This is a genomic window from Lysobacter sp. cf310 (assembly GCF_900114355.1).
Classification (GTDB): Bacteria; Pseudomonadota; Gammaproteobacteria; order Xanthomonadales; family Xanthomonadaceae; genus Lysobacter.
Genome location: NZ_FOSS01000005.1, coordinates 194,589 through 213,302, shown reverse-complemented (window position 1 = coordinate 213,302; position 18,714 = coordinate 194,589). Strand labels below are relative to the sequence as shown.

Annotated in this window: 17 protein-coding genes; 10 read left to right on the top strand and 7 right to left on the bottom strand. The window is 69.8% G+C overall.

Translation table 11 applies throughout. From position 1 onward, the window contains the following. The first annotated feature begins 13 nt into the window (after positions 1 to 13). The 4 genes from ppc (at position 14) to fghA (ending at position 5,173) form a co-directional block, all read left to right on the top strand. On the top strand, positions 14 to 2,752 hold the full coding sequence (ppc, locus tag BMZ45_RS18270; protein ID WP_091638040.1) for a phosphoenolpyruvate carboxylase: 2,739 nt from the start codon (positions 14 to 16) through the stop codon (positions 2,750 to 2,752). A gap of 124 nt (positions 2,753 to 2,876) precedes the next feature. Beyond that, positions 2,877 to 3,152 carry a formaldehyde-responsive transcriptional repressor FrmR gene (gene frmR, locus BMZ45_RS18265; protein ID WP_091637962.1) on the top strand — a complete coding sequence of 92 codons (276 nt, stop codon included), beginning with the start codon at positions 2,877 to 2,879 and terminating at the stop codon, positions 3,150 to 3,152. Between the two features lie 79 nt (positions 3,153 to 3,231). Then, positions 3,232 to 4,341 carry an S-(hydroxymethyl)glutathione dehydrogenase/class III alcohol dehydrogenase gene (locus tag BMZ45_RS18260; RefSeq protein ID WP_091638039.1) on the top strand — a complete coding sequence of 370 codons (1,110 nt, stop codon included), beginning with the start codon at positions 3,232 to 3,234 and terminating at the stop codon, positions 4,339 to 4,341. Position 4,342: 1 nt separating this feature from the next. Continuing rightward, the gene (gene fghA / locus BMZ45_RS18255) at positions 4,343 to 5,173 is read left to right on the top strand and encodes an S-formylglutathione hydrolase (RefSeq protein ID WP_091637961.1); all 831 of its coding nucleotides are present in this window, start codon (positions 4,343 to 4,345) and stop codon (positions 5,171 to 5,173) included. Positions 5,174 to 5,513: 340 nt separating this feature from the next. Here fghA and BMZ45_RS18250 read toward each other — a convergent pair whose 3' ends face one another. Next, positions 5,514 to 5,858: a hypothetical protein gene (locus BMZ45_RS18250; protein WP_091638038.1), complete on the bottom strand. Its 345-nt coding sequence runs from the start codon at positions 5,856 to 5,858 to the stop codon at positions 5,514 to 5,516. 96 nt (positions 5,859 to 5,954) lie between these two features. Beyond that, complete coding sequence (locus BMZ45_RS18245) at positions 5,955 to 6,755, bottom strand: helix-turn-helix domain-containing protein (protein ID WP_175489147.1); 801 nt, start codon at positions 6,753 to 6,755, stop codon at positions 5,955 to 5,957. A gap of 118 nt (positions 6,756 to 6,873) precedes the next feature. Between BMZ45_RS18245 and BMZ45_RS18240 the strand changes: the two genes are divergently transcribed. Together BMZ45_RS18240 and BMZ45_RS18235 are read left to right on the top strand one after the other, a co-directional pair. Further along, positions 6,874 to 8,298 (top strand): FAD-binding oxidoreductase, encoded by a 1,425-nt coding sequence (locus BMZ45_RS18240; RefSeq protein WP_091637959.1) that lies wholly within the window; start codon positions 6,874 to 6,876, stop codon positions 8,296 to 8,298. After that, positions 8,295 to 9,146, top strand: coding sequence for a class I SAM-dependent methyltransferase (locus BMZ45_RS18235; RefSeq protein WP_091637958.1), 852 nt, complete (start codon positions 8,295 to 8,297; stop codon positions 9,144 to 9,146). The genes BMZ45_RS18240 and BMZ45_RS18235 overlap by 4 nt, the downstream gene beginning before the upstream one ends. A 28-nt stretch (positions 9,147 to 9,174) precedes the next feature. Here the strand turns inward: BMZ45_RS18235 and BMZ45_RS18230 are convergent, their stop codons facing one another. The 5 genes from BMZ45_RS18230 to BMZ45_RS18210 form a co-directional block, all read right to left on the bottom strand. Next, positions 9,175 to 12,633, bottom strand: a complete 3,459-nt coding sequence (locus BMZ45_RS18230) for an amidohydrolase family protein (RefSeq protein WP_091637957.1) — start codon at positions 12,631 to 12,633, stop codon at positions 9,175 to 9,177. 263 nt (positions 12,634 to 12,896) lie between these two features. Continuing rightward, the gene (locus BMZ45_RS18225; RefSeq protein WP_091637956.1) at positions 12,897 to 13,844 is read right to left on the bottom strand and encodes a DegV family protein; all 948 of its coding nucleotides are present in this window, start codon (positions 13,842 to 13,844) and stop codon (positions 12,897 to 12,899) included. A gap of 109 nt (positions 13,845 to 13,953) precedes the next feature. Further along, positions 13,954 to 14,583, bottom strand: a complete 630-nt coding sequence (locus tag BMZ45_RS18220) for a 2-hydroxychromene-2-carboxylate isomerase (RefSeq protein WP_091637955.1) — start codon at positions 14,581 to 14,583, stop codon at positions 13,954 to 13,956. An 11-nt stretch (positions 14,584 to 14,594) separates the two neighbouring features. Then, positions 14,595 to 14,999, bottom strand: coding sequence for a DUF1761 domain-containing protein (locus tag BMZ45_RS18215; protein WP_091637954.1), 405 nt, complete (start codon positions 14,997 to 14,999; stop codon positions 14,595 to 14,597). A 33-nt stretch (positions 15,000 to 15,032) separates the two neighbouring features. Continuing rightward, positions 15,033 to 15,740: a VCBS repeat-containing protein gene (locus tag BMZ45_RS18210; RefSeq protein ID WP_139215578.1), complete on the bottom strand. Its 708-nt coding sequence runs from the start codon at positions 15,738 to 15,740 to the stop codon at positions 15,033 to 15,035. Positions 15,741 to 15,844: 104 nt separating this feature from the next. Here BMZ45_RS18210 and BMZ45_RS18205 point away from each other — a divergent pair, with 104 nt between their 5' ends. From BMZ45_RS18205 to BMZ45_RS18190, 4 genes are read left to right on the top strand one after another with little or no spacing between them, the layout of a single operon-like run. Beyond that, positions 15,845 to 17,494 carry a GGDEF domain-containing protein gene (locus tag BMZ45_RS18205; protein WP_139215577.1) on the top strand — a complete coding sequence of 550 codons (1,650 nt, stop codon included), beginning with the start codon at positions 15,845 to 15,847 and terminating at the stop codon, positions 17,492 to 17,494. Between the two features lie 9 nt (positions 17,495 to 17,503). Further along, on the top strand, positions 17,504 to 17,878 hold the full coding sequence (locus tag BMZ45_RS18200; RefSeq protein ID WP_139215576.1) for a hypothetical protein: 375 nt from the start codon (positions 17,504 to 17,506) through the stop codon (positions 17,876 to 17,878). Between the two features lie 2 nt (positions 17,879 to 17,880). After that, positions 17,881 to 18,294 carry a DUF4279 domain-containing protein gene (locus BMZ45_RS18195; protein ID WP_091637950.1) on the top strand — a complete coding sequence of 138 codons (414 nt, stop codon included), beginning with the start codon at positions 17,881 to 17,883 and terminating at the stop codon, positions 18,292 to 18,294. Between the two features lie 58 nt (positions 18,295 to 18,352). After that, positions 18,353 to 18,658: a hypothetical protein gene (locus BMZ45_RS18190; RefSeq protein WP_091637949.1), complete on the top strand. Its 306-nt coding sequence runs from the start codon at positions 18,353 to 18,355 to the stop codon at positions 18,656 to 18,658. Positions 18,659 to 18,714 lie beyond the last annotated feature (56 nt).

Below are 18,714 nucleotides of genomic sequence, written 5' to 3'. Positions count from 1 at the left end.
CCGGATGAATGTCATGACCGACACCAGCGACGAACCCTTGCGCGCGGTCGATTTCGCGCCCACCGATGCCCTGCTGCGCGAAGACGTCAAAATTCTCGGCGCCCTGGTCGGCGAGATCCTGGCCGAGCAGCGTGGCCCCGGCTTCCTCGACGCGGTCGAGCGTCTGCGCCGCGCCGCGATCCGGCGCCGCGAGTCCGACCGCCCGATCGCCGCGCTGGCCGACGCGCTGGCCGACATCGGCCAGGAGCAGGCCTCCGACCTGGTGCGCGCCTTCGCCACCTATTTCCAGGCGGTCAACCTGGCCGAGCGCGTGCACCGCATCCGCCGTCGCCGCGACTACGAGCGCAGCGGCGCGGCCGCGCAGCCCGGCGGTTTGCGCGACGTGCTGCTGGCGCTGGCGCAGGAGGGCGTCGGCGCCGCCGAGCTGGCCGAACTGCTGCCGCGCCTGCGCATCGAGCCGGTGTTCACCGCCCACCCCACCGAAGCGGTGCGGCGCGCGTTGCTGGAAAAGGAACGTCAGATCGTCGGCTGCCTGGTCGCCGACATCGACCGCGGCCGCACCCCGCCGGAGCGCCGCGCCGATCGCGAACGCATCCGCCTGGCCCTCACCGCGAGCTGGCAGACCGCCGAAGCGCCGGCCGCCAAGCCCAGCGTCGCCGACGAGTTCGAGCACGTGGGCTTCTATCTGTCCGACGTGCTCTACCGTGTGCTGCCGGTGTTCTACGAAATGTTCGAGGAAGCGCTGCGCGAAGCCTATGGCGACACGCCGGCGCTGCCCGACGTGCTCGGCTTCGGCACCTGGGTCGGCGGCGACATGGACGGCAACCCCAACGTCGGCGCCGACACCGTGGCCGCGACCCTGGCCGGACAGCGCGCGCTGGTGCTGCGCGCGTATCGACGCGACCTGGACGCGTTGGGCGAACTGCTGAGCCAATCGGTGACCCGGGTGCGGGTGGACGAAGCCGTGCTCGCGCGCGTCGAGGACTACAGCTATCTGCTGCCCAAGGCCGCCGCCGCGCTCAAGCCGCGCCACGCCGACATGCCCTACCGCAATCTGCTCAGCCTGATGTCGGCGCGCCTGCAGGCCACCGCCGACGAGAGCGTGCACGGCTATCCCGACGTGGCCGCCTTCCTGGCCGATATCGCCGCAATCGAGGACAGCCTCAACGCCAATCAGGGTGGACACGCCGGCGGTTTCGCGGTGCGCCGTCTGCGCCGCCGCGCCGAATGCTTCGGCTTCCATCTGGCCAGCCTGGACCTGCGCCAGGATTCGGCCACCCACGACGCCGCGTTGGCCGCCCTGCTGGGCGATGCGGATTGGGAAACGCGCGCGCCGACCGAGCGCGCGCAGCGCCTGCACGCCCTGCTCGATGGCAGCGCGCCGCCGCGCAGCGACGGCAACGGCGCCGCGCGCGCCAGCCTGGACGTGTTCCGCGCGGTCGCGCGCCTGCGCCCGCGCTATGGCGAGCGCGCGTTCGGGCCCTACATCGTCAGCATGAGCCGCAGCGCCGCCGATGCGCTGGCGGTGCTGGCGCTGGCGCGCACCGCCGGCTGCGTGGACGCGGCCGGGCGCGTGCCGCTGGACGTGGCGCCGCTGTTCGAGACCGTCGACGATCTGGACGCCGCCGCCGACACCTTGCGCGCGCTGTTCGCCGACCCGGTCTACCGCGCCCACCTCGATGCGCGCGGCGGCCGCCAGGTGGTGATGCTGGGCTATTCCGACAGCGCCAAGGACGGCGGCATGCTTGCCTCGCGCTGGGCGCTGCAGCAGACCCAGGTCGCGCTGACAGCGCTGGCTCACGACAGCGGCGTGCGCATCGCCTTCTTCCACGGCCGCGGCGGTTCGATCAGCCGCGGCGGCGGCAAGACCGAGCGCGCGGTGATCGCCGCGCCGCGCGGTTCGGTCGACGGCTTCCTGCGCTTGACCGAGCAGGGCGAGGTGATCCATCGCAAGTACGGCATCCGCGCGATCGCCCTGCGCAATCTGGAACAGACCACCGGCGCGGTGCTGCGCGCGACCCTGCGCCCGCGTCCGCCCGAATCGCGCGAGGCGGGCTGGCGCGCGATCGCGTCCGAGCTGGCGCTGGCCGCGCGCGCGCACTACCGCGCACTGGTGCACGAGGACGCGCTGTTTCCGGCCTACTTCCGCGCCGCCACGCCGATCGACGTGATCGAACGCCTGCGGATCGGGTCGCGCCCGGCCAAGCGCGCGGGCGCCGGCGACATCGGCTCGCTGCGTGCGATCCCCTGGGTGTTTGCCTGGTCGCAGAACCGCGCCGGCCTGACCGCCTGGTACGGCGTCGGCACCGCGCTGGAGCAGGCGCTCGCGCGCCACGGCCGCGAGACCCTGGCCGAGATGGCGCGCGACTGGCCGTTCTTCACCACCCTGATCGACGATCTGGAAATGGTGCTGGCCAAGTCCGATCCGGCGATCTTCGAGCGCTACTCGCTGTTGGCCGCGGCCCTGCCGGAGGGCGACCTGCACGCGCGCTTCCATCCCGGCATCGCCGCCGAGTTCCAGCGCACGCGCGTAGCGGTGCTGGCGATCAAGGGCAGCCGCGAGCTGCTGGTGGGCGACCACCGCCTGCGCCAGTCGATCCGCCTGCGCAATCCCTACGTCGATCCGATCAGCCTGCTGCAGGTCGATCTGCTCGCGCGCTGGCGCGCGGCCGGGCGGCCGGACGACGCCTTGCAGCAGGCGCTGGTGGCCACCGTGAACGGCATTGCCGCCGGCGTGCAGAACACCGGCTGAGCGCCTGAATCCGCGGTTTGCCCGGTCGGGCGGCGTCGCCGCCGCGGGCCGTCTTGGGCGAGCGCTCTGATACTATCCCCCAGTATCCAGCGCCGGCCCGCCGTCGGCGTGCGAGGCCGCCGCCATGCCGCATTCCCCCGCCGAGAAGAAGCGCGTGCTCACCCGCGTGCGCCGCATCAAGGGCCAGACCGAGGCCCTGGAGCGCGCGCTGGAGCAGGGCAGCGAATGCGCGGCCGTGCTGCAGCAGATCGCCGCGATCCGCGGTGCGATCAACGGCCTGATGTCGGAAGTGCTGGAAAGCCATATCCGCGAGGAACTCGGCCAGGCCGTGTCCACCCAGAAGCACCGTAGCGCCAGCATCGACGAAGTCGCCGCGCTGGTGCGTTCCTACCTGAAATGAATCCGTTCCCACGCAACCCGCTGCGCCGTGCCGCGTCGCAGCCCGCCACCGCAGGAGTGTCATCCCCATGAGCCGGGTCATCAAAAGCCGCGCCGCCGTCGCCTTCGCCGCCGGACAGCCCTTGCAGGTCGTCGAGATCGACGTCGAGCCGCCGCGCAAGGGCGAGGTGCTGGTGCGCATCGTCGCCACCGGCGTCTGCCACACCGATGCGTTCACCCTCAGCGGCGACGATCCGGAAGGCCTGTTCCCGGTCGTGCTCGGCCACGAGGGCGGCGGCGTGGTGGTGGAAGTCGGTGAGGGCGTCACCAGCGTCAAGCCCGGCGATCACGTGATCCCGCTGTACACGGCCGAATGCCGGCAGTGCAAATTCTGTCTGTCGGGCAAGACCAATCTCTGCCAGGCCGTGCGCGCCACCCAGGGCAAGGGCCTGATGCCCGACGGCAGTTCGCGCTTCAGCTACCAGGGCCAGCCCATCCATCACTACATGGGCTGCAGCACCTTCAGCGAATACACGGTGGTGCCGGAGATCTCGCTGGCGGTGGTGAACCCCGAAGCCGCGTTGGAGAAGGTCTGCCTGCTCGGCTGCGGCGTGACCACCGGCATCGGCGCGGTTCACAACACCGCCAAGGTCCAGCCCGGCGACACCGTCGCGGTGTTCGGCCTGGGCGGCATCGGCCTGGCGGTGATCCAGGGCGCGGTGCAGGCCAAGGCCGGCCGCATCATCGGCATCGACACCAATCCCGGCAAGTTCGAGCTTGCGCGCCAGATGGGCGCGACCGACTGCGTTAATCCCAAGGACCACGAGCGTCCCATCCAGGACGTGCTGGTCGAGATGACCGACGGCGGCGTGGACTACAGCTTCGAGTGCATCGGCAACGTCCACGTCATGCGCTCGGCGCTGGAGTGCTGCCACAAGGGCTGGGGCGAGTCGGTGATCATCGGCGTCGCCGGCGCCGGCCAGGAAATCAGCACGCGTCCGTTCCAACTGGTGACCGGCCGGGTCTGGCGCGGTTCGGCCTTCGGCGGCGTCAAGGGGCGCACCCAGCTGCCGGGCATGGTCGAGCAGGCCATGAAGGGCGAGATCGACCTGGATCCCTTCATCACCCACACCCTGCCGCTGGAACGCATCAACGAGGCCTTCGACCTGATGCACGAAGGCAAGTCGATCCGCACCGTGATCCACTACTGACATGCAGCGCACCGAAGCCCACGCCTGCCACGGCGGCCGCCAGGAAGTCTGGCAGCACGATTCCAGCGCGCTCGCTTGCAGCATGCGCTTCGCGGTGTATCTGCCGCCGGCGGCGCAGCGCCAGGCCTGTCCGGTGCTGTACTGGCTGTCCGGCCTGACCTGCAACGAGCAGAACTTCATCACCAAGGCCGGCGCGCAGCGCTACGCGGCCGAGCACGGCCTGATCCTGGTCGCGCCCGACACCAGCCCGCGCGGCGCCGCTGTGGCCGATGCCGAGGGCTACGACCTCGGCCAGGGGGCCGGCTTCTATCTCAATGCCACGCGCGCGCCCTGGGCTAAGCACTACCGCATGTACGACTACGTGGTCGAGGAACTGCCGGCGCTGGTCGACGCGCACTTCCCGACCACCAGCGCGCGCGCCATCAGCGGGCATTCCATGGGCGGGCATGGCGCGCTCACCATCGCCCTGAAGAATCCGGGCCGCTATCGCAGCGTGTCGGCGTTCTCGCCGATCGTGGCGCCCTCGCAGGTGCCTTGGGGCGAGAAGGCCTTCACCGCCTACCTGGGCGAAGACCGCGAGGCCTGGCGCGAGTGGGATGCGACGGACCTGGTCGCGCAGGCGCACGAACGCTTGCCGCTGTTGATCGATCAGGGCGAGGCGGACGAGTTTCTGGCGACGCAATTGAAACCGGAGTTGCTGCGCGCGGCTTGCGAGCAGGCCGGCCATCCGCTGCAGTTACGCCTGCGGCCGGGTTACGACCACAGCTACTACTTCATCGCCAGCTTCATCGGCGAGCACCTCGCGCACCACGCGGCGGCGCTGCGGGGATAGGCGAAGCTGGTAGTGGGGGCGGGATTTGAACTTGCGCTTCCAGGTCGGAACCGCCGCCAAAGCAAATCCCCCTCAATCCCCCTTTTTCAAAGGGGGAAGACAGGCGACGGCGCGGCTCCCTTCCGTCGAGGCGCAGTGCCCGTTCCGAAGCGCAGTGCCGCTTTCGAGGCTCGGCCTCCACCTTTCGAGGCGCGGGTCGCATTCGAGGCCTTGTTCCCACCTTTCGAGAGGCTGTCCCCCCTTTGAAAAAGGGGGGCTAGGGGGGATTTGCTTTTGAGCCCGCCAAGCCCGCCAAGCCCGCCAAGCCCGCTAACCCCGCTAACCCCTCAAACCCAAGCCCTCAAGCCGCTGTCACATCCCGCAGCTCCCACCCCGTGCCCGCCAGCAAACGCATGCGGTGCTTGAGCACATTGCCGGGAATGGTCGAGGTCAGCACCAGATCGATATGCAGATCGTCCTGCTGGCCGTCGACGGTGGCGCCGGGGTCGGTCGCGCCCAGTGCGGCGTCGATTTCGTCCGGATCGGGCTGCAGCGCGCGCCAGCGTTCGAACAGGCGATCGTTCCGCAGTGCATCCTGCAATTGCTCGGCGAAGCCTTCGGCGCTGACCGCGGAGAACGACAACGAGGGATCGCTGCCGCGCGCGCGTTGGGCGTCGGGAAGGCTGAGGTAGTAACGGGTGGCCATCATGGCGTCTCGTGCGGGAACTGCCGTTAGCCTAGGACGGCGAACATGCGTGGTTTGTGAACGGCATGCGTCGGATCCGCGGCGTTGCGACGTGGGTCAGCCTACGGTGGGTTTACGCCCGCTTTTGCGGCCGCGCGCGGCGGCGGCCGGCTCGCGGCCCGCGTACTCGCTGCGCAGGCTGTCGATCAGCGAATACACCCAGGGTCGCATCGCCACCAGGATGCCGACGCTGCGGCGTTTCGACGGCGGCAGGCTGATGTCCAGCTCGGCCGCCTCCTTGAACTCGATCTGCAGGCGTTCGAGCTTGCGCCGCAGCACCGCCAGCGAGGCCGCGCCCAATTCGCGGATTTCCAGCGCCAGCAGGGTGTCCGGCGCGCGGAACTCGTCCAACAGGAACTCGCGGCTGGCCGCGCTCAGGTAGCGCGCGCGCACCGGGCCGTCGTCGCGCCAGGAGAAATCGCGCGGCACGCGCAGGCGCACCCGATCGCCGGGCAGCAGCTCGACCAGCCCCAACCGGTCCAGGCGCGCCAGCAGGCGCGTCAGCTCCGGCGCTCCCAGCGCATAGCCTTCGCGTATGGCGTCGGCGCGCCAGCCTTGGCACAACAGGTGGAACACCGTCATCAGGCGCGGCGACTGCGCCAGCTCGGCTTCCTGGCGTTCGCTGAGATGGCGCGGCGCATCGCGCGCGCCGCGCGCCAGGCGCGCCAGCTCGAAGAAGTCCAGGTCCAGCAGCGCGCAGATGCGCTCCAGGCGCTCCAGGTCGATGCGGCCGCTGGACAGCAGCCGCTTGACCGTGGGCTCGGACACGCCCAGCTCGCGCGCGAGGTCGGCATAGCGCCAGCCGCGCTGCTTGAGCACGGCTTTCAGCGCGGCGAGTACGCGTTCTCGTTCGGCCATGGCGGTGAGGTGACTGAGGTCGGGACAGCCGGGATCATAATCCGATACCAATACTGCTGTGGTTGCCCCTGGCGATACCCGGCGGCAAGGTCCGACCGTCCTCCCATCGGTCCGACCCATGCGTACCACGACTGCGCCCGCCGCCTCCGGCGTCCGACTCAACGACGTCCACTCCGGCCTCAACGCCACGACCGTCGCCGGGCTGCTGCGTCCGCGCACGCTGGACGAGGCCTGCGCCGCGGTACGCGACTGCGCGCGCTTGGGCCGTTCGACCATTGCCGTCGGCGCGCGCCACGCGATGGGCGGCCAGCAGTTCCTGTCCGAGGGCTGGCTGCTGGACACCGGCGGTCTGGACCGGATCGTCGATTTCGACCCCGAGCGTGGTCTGCTGACCGTGCAGGCTGGCGTGCGCTGGCCGGCGGTGCTGGACTGGCTGGCACGCCATCCCGCCAACACGCGCGCGTGGACCATCCGCCAGAAGCAGACCGGCGCCGACGACTTCAGCCTGGGCGGCGCGTTCGCGTCCAACATTCACGGCCGCGGCCTGGACTTCGCGCCCTTCGTCGAGGACGTGGAGTCCATCGTGCTGATCGATCATCGCGGCGAGGCCAGGCTCGCCGATCGCCAGCGCAACGCCAGCTGGTTCGCCCTGGCCGCCGGCGGTTACGGCCTGTTCGGCCTGGTCGCGCAACTCACCCTGCGCCTGGTGCCGCGCACGCATCTGCGCCGCGAGGTCGAACTGCTGCGCGTGGGCGCGCTGATGGTGCGGCTGGAGAGCGCGATCGCGCAGGGCTGCCGCTATGGCGACTTCCAATTCGCGATCGACGCGCGCAGCGACGACTTCCTCGATCTGGGCATCGTGTCCTGCTACCGGCCGGTGGCCGAAGCCGACGCGGTGGCCGAAACGCCGTCGCGGCATCTGCGCGCCCAGGATTTCGCGCATCTGCTGCAGCTGGCGCATACCGATCCCGGCCGCGCGTTTCGCGAGTACGCCGACTTCTATCTGGCCACCGACGGCCAGCGCTACCTGTCGGACGCGCAGCAGTCGGGCGTGTATCTGGACGGTTATCACGGCCCGATCGACGCGGCGCTGGGTCATTGCGGCTCGGAAATGATCACCGAGTTGTACGTGCCGCGTGCGCACCTGACCGACTTCATGGGCGCCGCCGCCGACAGCCTGCGCCGCCACCGCGCGCAGCCGATCTACGGCACCGTGCGCCTGGTGCGGCGCGACCCCACCAGCCTGCTGGCCTGGGCGCGCGAGGACTGGGCCTGCATCGTGTTCAACCTGCACGTGCGCCACGACGCGGAGGGGCGGCAGGCGGCAGCGACGGCTTTCCGCGCCCTGATCGACGACGCGCTGCGTTACGGCGGCAGCTACTACCTCACCTACCACCGGCATGCCACGCGCGCCCAGGTCGAAGCGGCCTATCCGCGGTTCCGCGAGTTCCTGCAACGCAAGCGCGAGCTCGATCCGGACCGGCGCTGGGACAGCGACTGGTACCGCCACCACGAGGCCCTGTTCGCGGACGACGCAGGATGAGTTCTGTCTCCACGTCCATGCTGGTGGCCGCCGCGACGGTGCAGCGGACACGCGCGCACGTCGAAGCCGAGGACGCGGCGATCGCGCGCGCTTGCCTGGCGCAGTGCGGCGGTGCCGGATCCGCGCTGCTGTGGCTGGTCGATCACGCGTTCGGGCGCCTGGTTCTGGCCTGGCTCGAGCGCGTGCTGTTGCCCGGCCTGCGCGCGCACTACGCCTGGCGCAAGCGTCGTATCGCGCAATGGGCGCGCCAGGCCTGCGCCGACGGTGCCGCACAGGTAGTGCTGCTAGGCGCCGGCTACGACGGCCTGGGCTGCATGCTCGCGCGCCGGCATCCGGGTTTGCGCGTGTTCGAGCTGGACCGCGAAGCCAGCATCGCGATCAAGCGCCGCGCGCTGCAGGCGCTGTGCCTGCACCCGACAGGCCTGTACTTGCGCGCGACCGACCTCGCCCGCGCCGATCCGCTCGCCGCGCTACGTAGCGGCGGCGACTTCGATCCCAAGCTGCCGACCCTGTGCATCGCCGAGGGCGTGTTGATGTATCTGTCGCAAGCGCAGGCCAGCGCGCTGCTGAGCGCCCTGGCGCGCGACTTGGCCCGGCCCACGGTCGTGGCCACCGCGATGGACCTGCGCGCCGGCCGGCCGGGTTTTCATCGCGAGCACGCCTGGGTGCGTCGCTGGTTGGCGCGACGCGGCGAACCCTTCCTGTGGGGCTGCGGCCGTCCCGAACTCACCGCCGCACTGAGCGCTTGCGGCCTGCAGCTGCAAGCGCTCGCCGATCCGGCGGACCCGGTCGATCCCGACCCGAGCCCCGGCGAATGGCTGTTCCTGGCGCGGCGGCCCGACGCCTGAGGCATCGCGCCGCCGCACGGGTCCTGCCTCAGTCCTCGTGCACGTGCGCGCCATGCCCCTTCGGGCAATGGCAGACCGCGGTCGGGCCGAACTCGACGCCGAAGGTCTGGCCGTCGCGGTGGCGCTGCCAATAGAAGTTCGGCGCCTTCTCCGCGCGATTGCCGATCTCGGCCATGTCGGCGTCGACGTCGAACAGGCGGCCGTCGACCATCACGTAGCGGGTGTCGGCGGTGGCGCGGATGTTCTGCAGCGGGTTGTCGTTGAGCACCACCAGGTCGGCCTGCTTGCCGGTTTCCAGCGAGCCCAGCTGCTTGGACAGGCCGAGCAGGTCGGCGCCGTCGATGGTGGCCGCGCGCAGCGCTTCGAAATTGCTGAAGCCGCCCTGGGTCAACGACCAGATTTCCCAGTTCGGCGACAGGCCCTGCAGCTGGCCGTGGCCGCCGATCTGGATCTTGATGCCGGCGTCGCGCATCTTCTTGGCCGACCTGGCGACTTCGATATGCCAGTAATCCCAGTCCGGCGCGATCTCGCGCCGGATCGAGCGCGCGTCCAGGGTCTCGCGCGGGAAGAAGCGGTTGAGCTTCTTGTCTTCCCAGACGTTGTCGCGCGCGTACCACCAGTATTCGCCCGAGGTGCCGCCGTAGCTGACCACCAGGGTCGGTGTGTTGCGTACGTCGGTCTGGCGCCACAGCTCGATCACGTCCTTGTACAGCGGCGCGACCGGCAGGTTGTGTTCGACGCTGGTCACGCCGTCCAGCACCATGGTCATGTTGTGATGGAAGGTCGAACCGCCCTCCTCGACCACCAGCATGCCCAGCTCGCGCGCGGCCTGGTCGATCTGCTGGCGCTGCTCGCGGCGCGGCTGGTTGTAGCTCTTGACCGAGAACGCGCCGTTGGCCTTCATCCGGCGCAGGTGGCTGCGCGCGTCCTCCAGCGAATTGACCACGGCTTTGAAGTCGCCGTCGGCGCCGTACAGGATGGTGCCGGTGGAGAACACGCGCGGGCCGACCATGCGCCCGGTCTTGACCAGCTCGGCTTCCGAGAACACGAACTCGGTGGTGGCCGAGGGGTCGTGCATGGTGGTCACGCCGAAGGCGAGGTTGGTGTAGTAGGCCCAGTTCTGCTGCGGCACCACGCCCTGGCCGAAATGCGCGGCATGCGCGTGCACGTCGACATAGCCCGGCACGATGGTCTTGCCGCTGGCGTCGATGCTGCGCGCGCCGGCCGGGATGCTCACCGAGGCCGAAGGGCCGACCGCGACGATGGTGTCGCCACGGACCACCAGGGTGCCGTCCTCGATCACCTCCTGGGTCGTCTCCGCGTCGCGCATGGTGACGATGCGCGCATGGGTGAACGCGACCGTGTCCTTGGGTGCGTCCACCGCCACGCTCAGGCCGACCGCGATGCCGCCGTCGTTGCTGGGCTTGGGCAGCTCCTTGGGCGCGCCGGGCAGGAAGGCGAAGCTCTGGCGCAGGTCGCGCGAGTAGTAGCGGTCGCCGACCATCCAGTGCAGCGACTTGGAATCCGCGCTCCAGTGCAGGTAGCTGCCGACATCGGCGCTGACCTGGGTCACCGGCATGGCCTTGCTGTCCTTGGACAGCTCGACCGCGGTGCCGGTGGCGACCAGCGGCGCGACGTAGGCGTTGAACAGTTCGGTGAAGGCGATCCAGTTGCCGTCGGGGCTGATGCTGACCGAGTCGACGTACTTCAGGCTGTAGACCTCGCGCGCGTCCTCGCCGTGCAGGCCCACCGACATCAGCTTCTTCTTCAAGCCGCCGCCGGTGAGGTAGTACACGCGCGTGCCGTCGGCGTTGAACTGCGGGGACTCGCCGCTCTCGGCCACGCGCACCGCCGCGCCGCCGTCGGCCGGCATCACGTAGATGCCCTGATCGCGCGACCACAGACTGCCGGTGAGCCCGCCGCCGCCGCTCTTGGCGTAGACGATGCGGCGGCCGTCGGGCGAGAAGCGCGGGCTGTAGTAGAAGCCCGGTTCGCGGCTGAGCTTGCGCGCGCCGCCGCCGCCGGCGTCGGCCACGTAGATCGCGGTCAGGTCCTGATCGGACCAGGTCGTGTACAGCAGCTTGCGGCCGTCGGCGCTGAAGCTGGGTTGGTACTCGTAATGGCTGTCGTCGCGGGTCAGGCGCTCGGGCGCGCCATCGGGCAGGCGCTTGCGCCACAGGTGGCCGACGGCGTGGAAGATCAGGGTCTTGCCGTCGGCGCTGGTGGCGACGTCGCGGATCATCTTGGGCGAGAAGCGGCCTTCGTCCAGGGTCTGCTCGAAACGCAGCGGCGCGGTCACGGTCTGATCGACCTGGGCGGTGAACGGCACGTTGCTGGCCTTGCCGCTGGCCATGTCGACGCGCCACAGCTTGCCCTGGCCCCAGATCACCACCGCGCGCGAGTCCGGCGTCCAGTCGAAGTTGGCGTATGGCCCGAAGATCGCCCAGGCCTCCTGCTGATCGTGCGAGAGGCCGTCCCAGACCGGACGCACTTCGCCGCTGGCCAGATCCATCAGGTGCAGCACCGACTTCTCGCGCACGCGCTTCACGAACGCCAGCGACTTGCCGTCGGGCGAGGGCTGCGGCCGCACCGCGCCGCCGGCGGTGGAGATCAGGGTTTCGCTCTTGCCGGTCTGGCGGTCCAGGCGCTTGATCGCGTAGATCGTGTCGTGGACGTTCTTGTTGTACTGGAACGAGGGGCCGTCGCTGACGTCCTCGGAGTAATAGACGTAGCGGCCGTCCGGCGACACCGCCGGTTCGCCCAGGTCCTGCTGGTCGTTCTTCTGCTTGGTCAGCTGCAGGCCGCCGCCGCCGGAGGCGTGGTACAGCCACAGCTCGCCGGCGCCCAGCGAGCGCTCGCCGGTGAAGTGTTTGCGGCCGATCAGGAAGCGACCGTCCGGCGTCCAGGCCGGGTTGTTGAGCAAGCGGAAGTCTTCCTTGCTCACCTGGACGGGATTGCTGCCGTCGGTACGGATGCGCCACAGGTTGTTGCCGCCGCCGCGGTCGGAGGTGAAGGCCAGTTCGCGGCCGTCGGGCGAATAGCGCGGCTGCACGTCCCAGGCCGGGCCGCTGGTCACGCGCTGGGCGGCGCCGCCGCCGATCGGCAGGCGGTACAGATCGCCCAGCAGCGAGAACGCGACCTCGCGCCCGTCGGGCGAGACGTCCACGTCCATCCAGGTGCCTTCGTCGGTTTCGAAGCGCACGCTCTTGGTCGGGCCGTGCGCGGCCGACACGTCCCACTTCTTCTCGTCCTTGGCCTCGCCGGGCTTGCTCGCGCCCTTGGCGGTCTGCGCCGAGGCGCGCGCGGGGTCGTTGCCGGCCGGGTCCAGGGCGTCCTGTTCGAGCTGCTCGCGCGGCTTGTCGGCCTTGTCCTTGTCCTGCGGCGCGGGTTGCGGCGCCGGCTGTGGCGAGGGCGGATTCTGGGCGAGCGCCGGCGTGGCGGCGAGGGCGCTGGCAAGCGCGAGGACGAGCAGGCGGTGGCTGGGCATCGGGTCGGGTTCGGGTGGACGAGGTCCGAGCCTAACCCGCGCGGCGCCGTCGGCCCTGGGTCGAAAGTCGTGTGCGGGGCGTTGCGGGCCGCAAAAGCAAATCCCCCCCAGCCCCCTTTTACAAAGGGGGAACGGTACGCCGTCCGATTCGTAACGACGCAGCCTTCAAACCTTTGCTTTGTGCCTCCCCCTTTGGAAAAGGGGGATTGAGGGGGATTTGCTTTTCGCGCAAGCGGGCGCAGCAGCTTCGAACGCGTCGCGCCTCAATCCTCGAACTTGCTCCCGCCCTCGGCCGCGAAGCCCGCCGCCACACCGCCCTTGCCGATGTTGACCATGCTGGTCAGGCTCATCACCGCCTCGAACAGCTCGACGTTGTGATCGCGGCAGGTGTCGCGCAGGCGTTCGTAGCCGGGCAGGGCGCGCATCTCCTCGAGTTCGCCGCCGTAGCTCAAGCACATCGTCGGCGTCATCAGCCCGTCGCGCACGCGCTTGCCGCAGTAGTCGAACAGCTTCTGCGTCGCGGCTTCGAAGCCCTTGATCTTGGCCACCGGCCCGGTCTCGCCGCGGTTGCAGTGCAGCACCGGCTTGATGTCCAGCATGGTGCCCAGCGTGGCGCTGAGCAGGCTTACGCTGCGGTCGCCACGCACGCGGGTGCGCGCGCGGATGTAGTTCAAATCGCGCGGAATCAGATAACCCTGGGTGTGCAGGGCCAGGTTCTCCAGGCGTGCGCGGATCTTGGGCGCGCCCTCGCCGGCGTCGCGCAGGCGCACCGCCTCGACCGGCAGGATGCCCTGCGCGGCGAACAGGTTCTGCGAATCGATCACCCGCAGCGCGAACGGCGTGTTGTTGCCCGCCGCCATGCGCACCGGCTTGTAGTCGTTGAGGATGGCGAAGCTGGCCTGGTTGGCGTTGTCGTAGATCGGGCTGCGCGTCTTCGTGATCGTCATGCAGAACACGTAGTCGTAGTCGATCGCCAACTGGCTCACGAACAGGTCGCGCACCTGCTGCACCGTGAAGGGCGTGGTCTCGGCCTCGAACCCGCGTTCGGCCAGGTGGGTCTGCAGGAAGTGCAGGGTGGCTTCGGGGTTGCGGTGGTCGGTCAGTACCGCCTCGCCGATCCGCACGGTGACCGGCAGCAGATGGATATCGTGCTGCTGCAGGTACTCCAACGGCAGATCGCAAGCCGAGTCGACGACGAGTCCGATGCGCATAGTCCCCCCCCGGGTGTTGGGCGCCAAGACATTTCGAATTGTGACCGGCAGCATACCCGGCATGCGACAAGGGCGTGTCTACGGCCCTGAACGACGCGACCGGGGTCGTTCAGGCTTGGCGCTGCACCGCCACGGGCAATGTGCCCACCCGCTGCATTTCGGGGTCGGCGAGCACCGCCGGGTCGCGCAGGGCGGCCAGGGCGAAGTCGTGGGCGTCGTTGCCCCAGAACATGCCGCCTTCGAACGCCAGGGTGGGGACGCCGTACACGCCGGCCGCGATCGCCGCCTCGGTGTTGGCGCGCAGCGCGGCCTTGGTGGCGTCGCTGCCGATATCGGCCGGCGCCACGCCCAGCGCGGCCGCCAGCGGCGCCAGCGCCTCGACGCTGTCGCCGGCGCGGCCCTGGCCCCAGACCCAGTCGAACACCGCGTCCACCGCCTCGGGCGTGCTGCCGGCGGCCACGCACAGGCGTAGCGCGGGCAGCGGATTGAACGGATGCGCGGGCGGAAAGCGCAGCGGCACCCCTTCCTGGCGCGACTGCCACAGCACGTGGCGGTAAGTGAATTCGCGTTTGCCCGGGATCTCGGCCGGGCCCTTCTGCCCGCACGCGGCCAGCACCGCGCCGAACACCACCGGCACCGGCCGCAGCGTGGCGGTGGCCGGCGGCAGCGCTTTCACCTTCTGCCAGGCCAGGTAGGAGAACGGCGAAATGAAGTCGAAGTACCAGTCGATGGTGGCCATGTGCGTGCTCCTCAGCGCCAGGCGCCCAGGATCACCCCGTACAGGATGAACTGGAGGATGTGGTAACCGCTGTCGATCATCCACAGCTTGAGGCTGCGCTGGGCGAAGGCGTAGTTGATGCCGAAGCTCATCGCCACGAAGAACAGGCCGACCACGAAACCGACCCCGAAGCCGTCCGCCGCGCCGGCGCCGGCGGGCAGCAGCACGGTGAAGATCAGCGCCGACAGCAGGCTGCACACGAAGGCGATCGCGAAGATCCGCGCCGGATGCCGCGGCGCCGAATCCGGATCCACCCCGGCCTCGCGGCACCAGGCCTTCTTGAACAAGGGCCCGTACCAGATCCCGCCGAGCAGGAACGCGGACGCGGCGGCGGCCAGCACCGCCAGCCAGTTGAAATCGATGTTCGGTAGGGTCATGCCTGGGTACTCCGGAGCAGGGACGGTACGGCTTCAGCAGCCGACGGATTCGTAAGTGGATACCGCGTGCAGCAGTTCGCCGTCCCTGGCGCGCGACGACAGGAACAGCGTCGGCCGCGATACGTTGTAGTGGTCGGTGATATCGAAGATCAGGTCGAGCTTGCCGTCGCGGTCGAGGTCGCCGGCGAACAACAGCTTGGGCGTGGCGTCGTCGCCGAGCAGCACGATGTCGCTCTCGCGCCGGGCATCGGCGCGCATCAGCGCCTGTTCGACGCCGCCGGCCCCGGCCAGCACCACCGCGCAGCGCGCCACGGGCGGATCGCCGCGCATGGGCGGGCATTGGGTGCGGATGCGGTAGTCGCGGCCGGCGAACTCGATCCGGTAGCTCGGCAGCGCGCCGCCCTCGCTGCGTTCCGGGACACGCGCCGCAATCACCTGGCCCGCGGCCAGGCCGCTGCCGCGCAGGTAGGCCACGACCTGGGCGCCCTCGGCGTCGGGGTCCGGTTCCAGCGCCGAAGACACGCGTCGGCCGCTGGTCTGGCCGGCCTCGTCCAGCAGCGGGTCCTCGACCGCCTGCACCCGCAGCCGGGTCGAACTCAGCGAGGCCGCGTCCCCGGAGGCGCGCAGGGCCAGCCAGGTTTCGCCGTCGCGCGCGACCGGTTCGTCGCCATGGAACTGCCCGGGCGGTTGCAGCGCGATCGCGGCGGCCAGCAACAGCGGCGGCAATGACAACGATGGCATCTGGGGCGTCCTGCGGTCGGGGCCGAAACGCCGCCAGCATACGTCGCGCGGGGGCTTGTGGCGCGCACCGCCGGGGCCGACACTGGGGCCGACGCGGGGAACCGATGAAACGAGTCTGGATCGCGGCGTGGCTGGTGCTTTGCGGTGTCTGCGTGCAGGCGTGGGCTACCGGCATCGTGCGCGTCGAACGCCTGACCCAAGCCCCGCCGGCCTCGCTCCAGGCCCTGCGCGCGCTGCCCGATACGGCCTATGCCGCGCAGTCCGGCCCGCCCCAGCTGGCCGGCGCCCAGGGCGGTCGCGGCTGGTGGCGGCTGCGCCCGGAGTCCTCGGAAGAGCCGCGCGTGCTGCTGGTCTACCACCCCTTCAGCGCCCGCATCACCGTGCTGGCCCCGCCCGACTATCGCGCCCGCAGCGCCACCATCTTCGACCCCGACCCCCGGGCCAGCCATTCGCGGCGCGCGCTGGCATTTCCGCTGAGTGCGGCCGGGCCGGTCTACATCGGCGTCGAAGGTGCGCGTTACCCCTTGCAGATCGCGGTGCGCTCCAGCGCCGATTACGCGGTCGAGGACCACCGCCACGTGCGCGTGCTCTGGCTCAGCATGGGCATCCTGGTCGGCGTGTCGCTGGTGGTGCTGCTGTTCTGGACCCAACTGCGCGAGCGCGTCTACCTGCTGTTCTCGGCCAGCATGATGCTGCAGCTGCTGTACGTGCTGTGCGCGTACGGCGACGCCTACACGCTGCCGGTGCTGGCCTGGCTGGGCCGCTTCGGCGTGGCCGGCATCTGGTTCGTCGCCACCTCTTCCACCATCGTCACCGTGCTGTTCCTGATCGAGTTCGCCGACCTGCGCCCGCGCGCGCCCTGGCTCACGCGCGCGCTGCTGGTCGTGGGCGCGTGGCTGCCGCTGATCCTGTTGGTCGGCCTGGTCTCGCCCTGGCCGGTCAGCAAGGCCTGGTTCCCGCCGCTGGGCAACGGCCTGCTGATGCTGGCCAACGTGCTGGCGGTGGTCACCCTGGCCACGGTCTGGCTGCGCGGCGGCCGCCATGCCGGCTTCGTGCTGATCGCCTGGGTGCCGCTGGTCACCGTGTCGACCGCGCGCGCCATGCAGCTCAGCGCCGGCGTGCCGCTGACCCCGATGCTGGAATACGGCCTGCCGGTGATGCAGGCCTTCGCCGCCGTGGTGCTCGTGCTGGGCCTGGCCGACCGCATGCTGACCTTCCGCCGCGAGCGCGACGTCGCCCAACTGCACGCCGAGCACGACGCCCTGACCGGCGTGCTCAACCGCGCCGGCATCATCACCCGCCTCAACCGCGCCGTCGCCGATGCGCGTCGTAAACGCCAGGCACTGTCGGTGCTGTTCCTGGACCTGGACCACTTCAAGGCGATCAACGACACCTACGGCCACCCGGTCGGCGACGCCTGCCTGTGCGCGGTCACCGAGAGCATCCACTCCGAAACCATGCCGGTCTACCAACTCGGCCGCATCGGCGGCGAAGAGTTCCTGCTGCTGCTGCCCGGCGTCGGCGACGCGGTCGCGCGCGACACCGCCGAACAAATCCGGCGCAAGGTCGAACGCCGCTGCCGCGAGGTCAAGGGCGTACCGGTCGCGCTCACCCTCAGCATCGGCGTGGTCGAGTGCGGCCCCGAAGACAGCGCCGCCACCCTGATCCAGCGCGCCGACGCGGCGATGTACCGGGCCAAGCACGAGGGGCGCAACCGGGTGGTGTTGTTGGATGCGCAGACCAACGCGGTGTAGGGTGCTGCGATGCCCGAATCCTCCACGCTCTACTTAGTGTTCGCGCTGCTGGTCTTGCCGGCGGTCTTGCTCGCCTGGCTCGGCTACCGCTACGGCTACGCTCAGCGCGTGACCGCCATCGGCCTGCTCTGGCGCACGCTGCTGTACTGCGCCGCGTTGAGCTGGTCGCTGACCGGCGGCCTGTCCCACGACGCGGCTTGGGGCTTGGTGCTGCCCGCCGTGCTGATCTGGACCTTCATCGGCGCCGACGCTTACGCGCTGCCGCCGTTGTGGGCGACACCCGCGCTACAGGTCTTCGTCTACCTGGCCGCCGTGTTCTGGGGCTACCACCGCCGGCAGGCGACCTATGTGCCGCTCCCGTCGGCCGATGGCGGAGCCGGCTGAGGATGGGAGTACTCGAACGGTCGGTGGCGACCCTGCGCGTATCCGGCGACGACTTACGGCCGGAGGAGATCACGGCCTTGTTGGGCGCGTCGCCCACCTATTCGCACACCAAGGGCGACCGGCGTGTTTTCGCATCGGGCCGCGAGCGGATATTCAAGTTCGGGATATGGAACCTGTCCGCCAAGGTTGCCGAGCCCGAAGATCTGAACGCCCAAGTCGATGAACTGCTGGCGCAGCTGACGCCCGACCTCGCCGTCTGGCGCGAACTCTCCGAGCGTTACAGCGTCGACTTGTTCTGTGGCTGGTTCATGGCCAACGGCAACGATGGCGTCTCGATCGCACCTAGGACCCTTCTGGCACTGGGTGCGCGGGGCATCGAGCTCGACCTGGACATCTATTCGCCGACGGACGACTGAGTACTATTCGTTCGGGGTTGGCCATTCATCGAAGACGACAGGGCTTGGGAAAGCAGGTATGGGGTGGGCCACGGGACATATCGCTAAGCTCAAGAGCGGCGAGCCGGTCAGCTTTCGCCCGCGCGGAGGCTCGATGACGGGAAAGATCGAATCGGGCCAGCTGTGCACCGTCGAGCCGATCGCGGATCTGTCGAGCTTGAAGGCGGGAGACATCGTGCTCTGCAAAGTAGGCGGGAACGAGTACCTCCATCTCGTCAAAGCCATCCAGGGCCAGCGGTTCCAGATCGGCAACAACCGCGGTTTCATCAATGGCTGGATCGGACCCAACGCGATCTACGGCGTGTGCACACGAATCGAGCCATGAATCGACCGCCATGATGGAGCCCAACCAGGAGAGTGGGCGGTGCCGCCTTGCGGCCT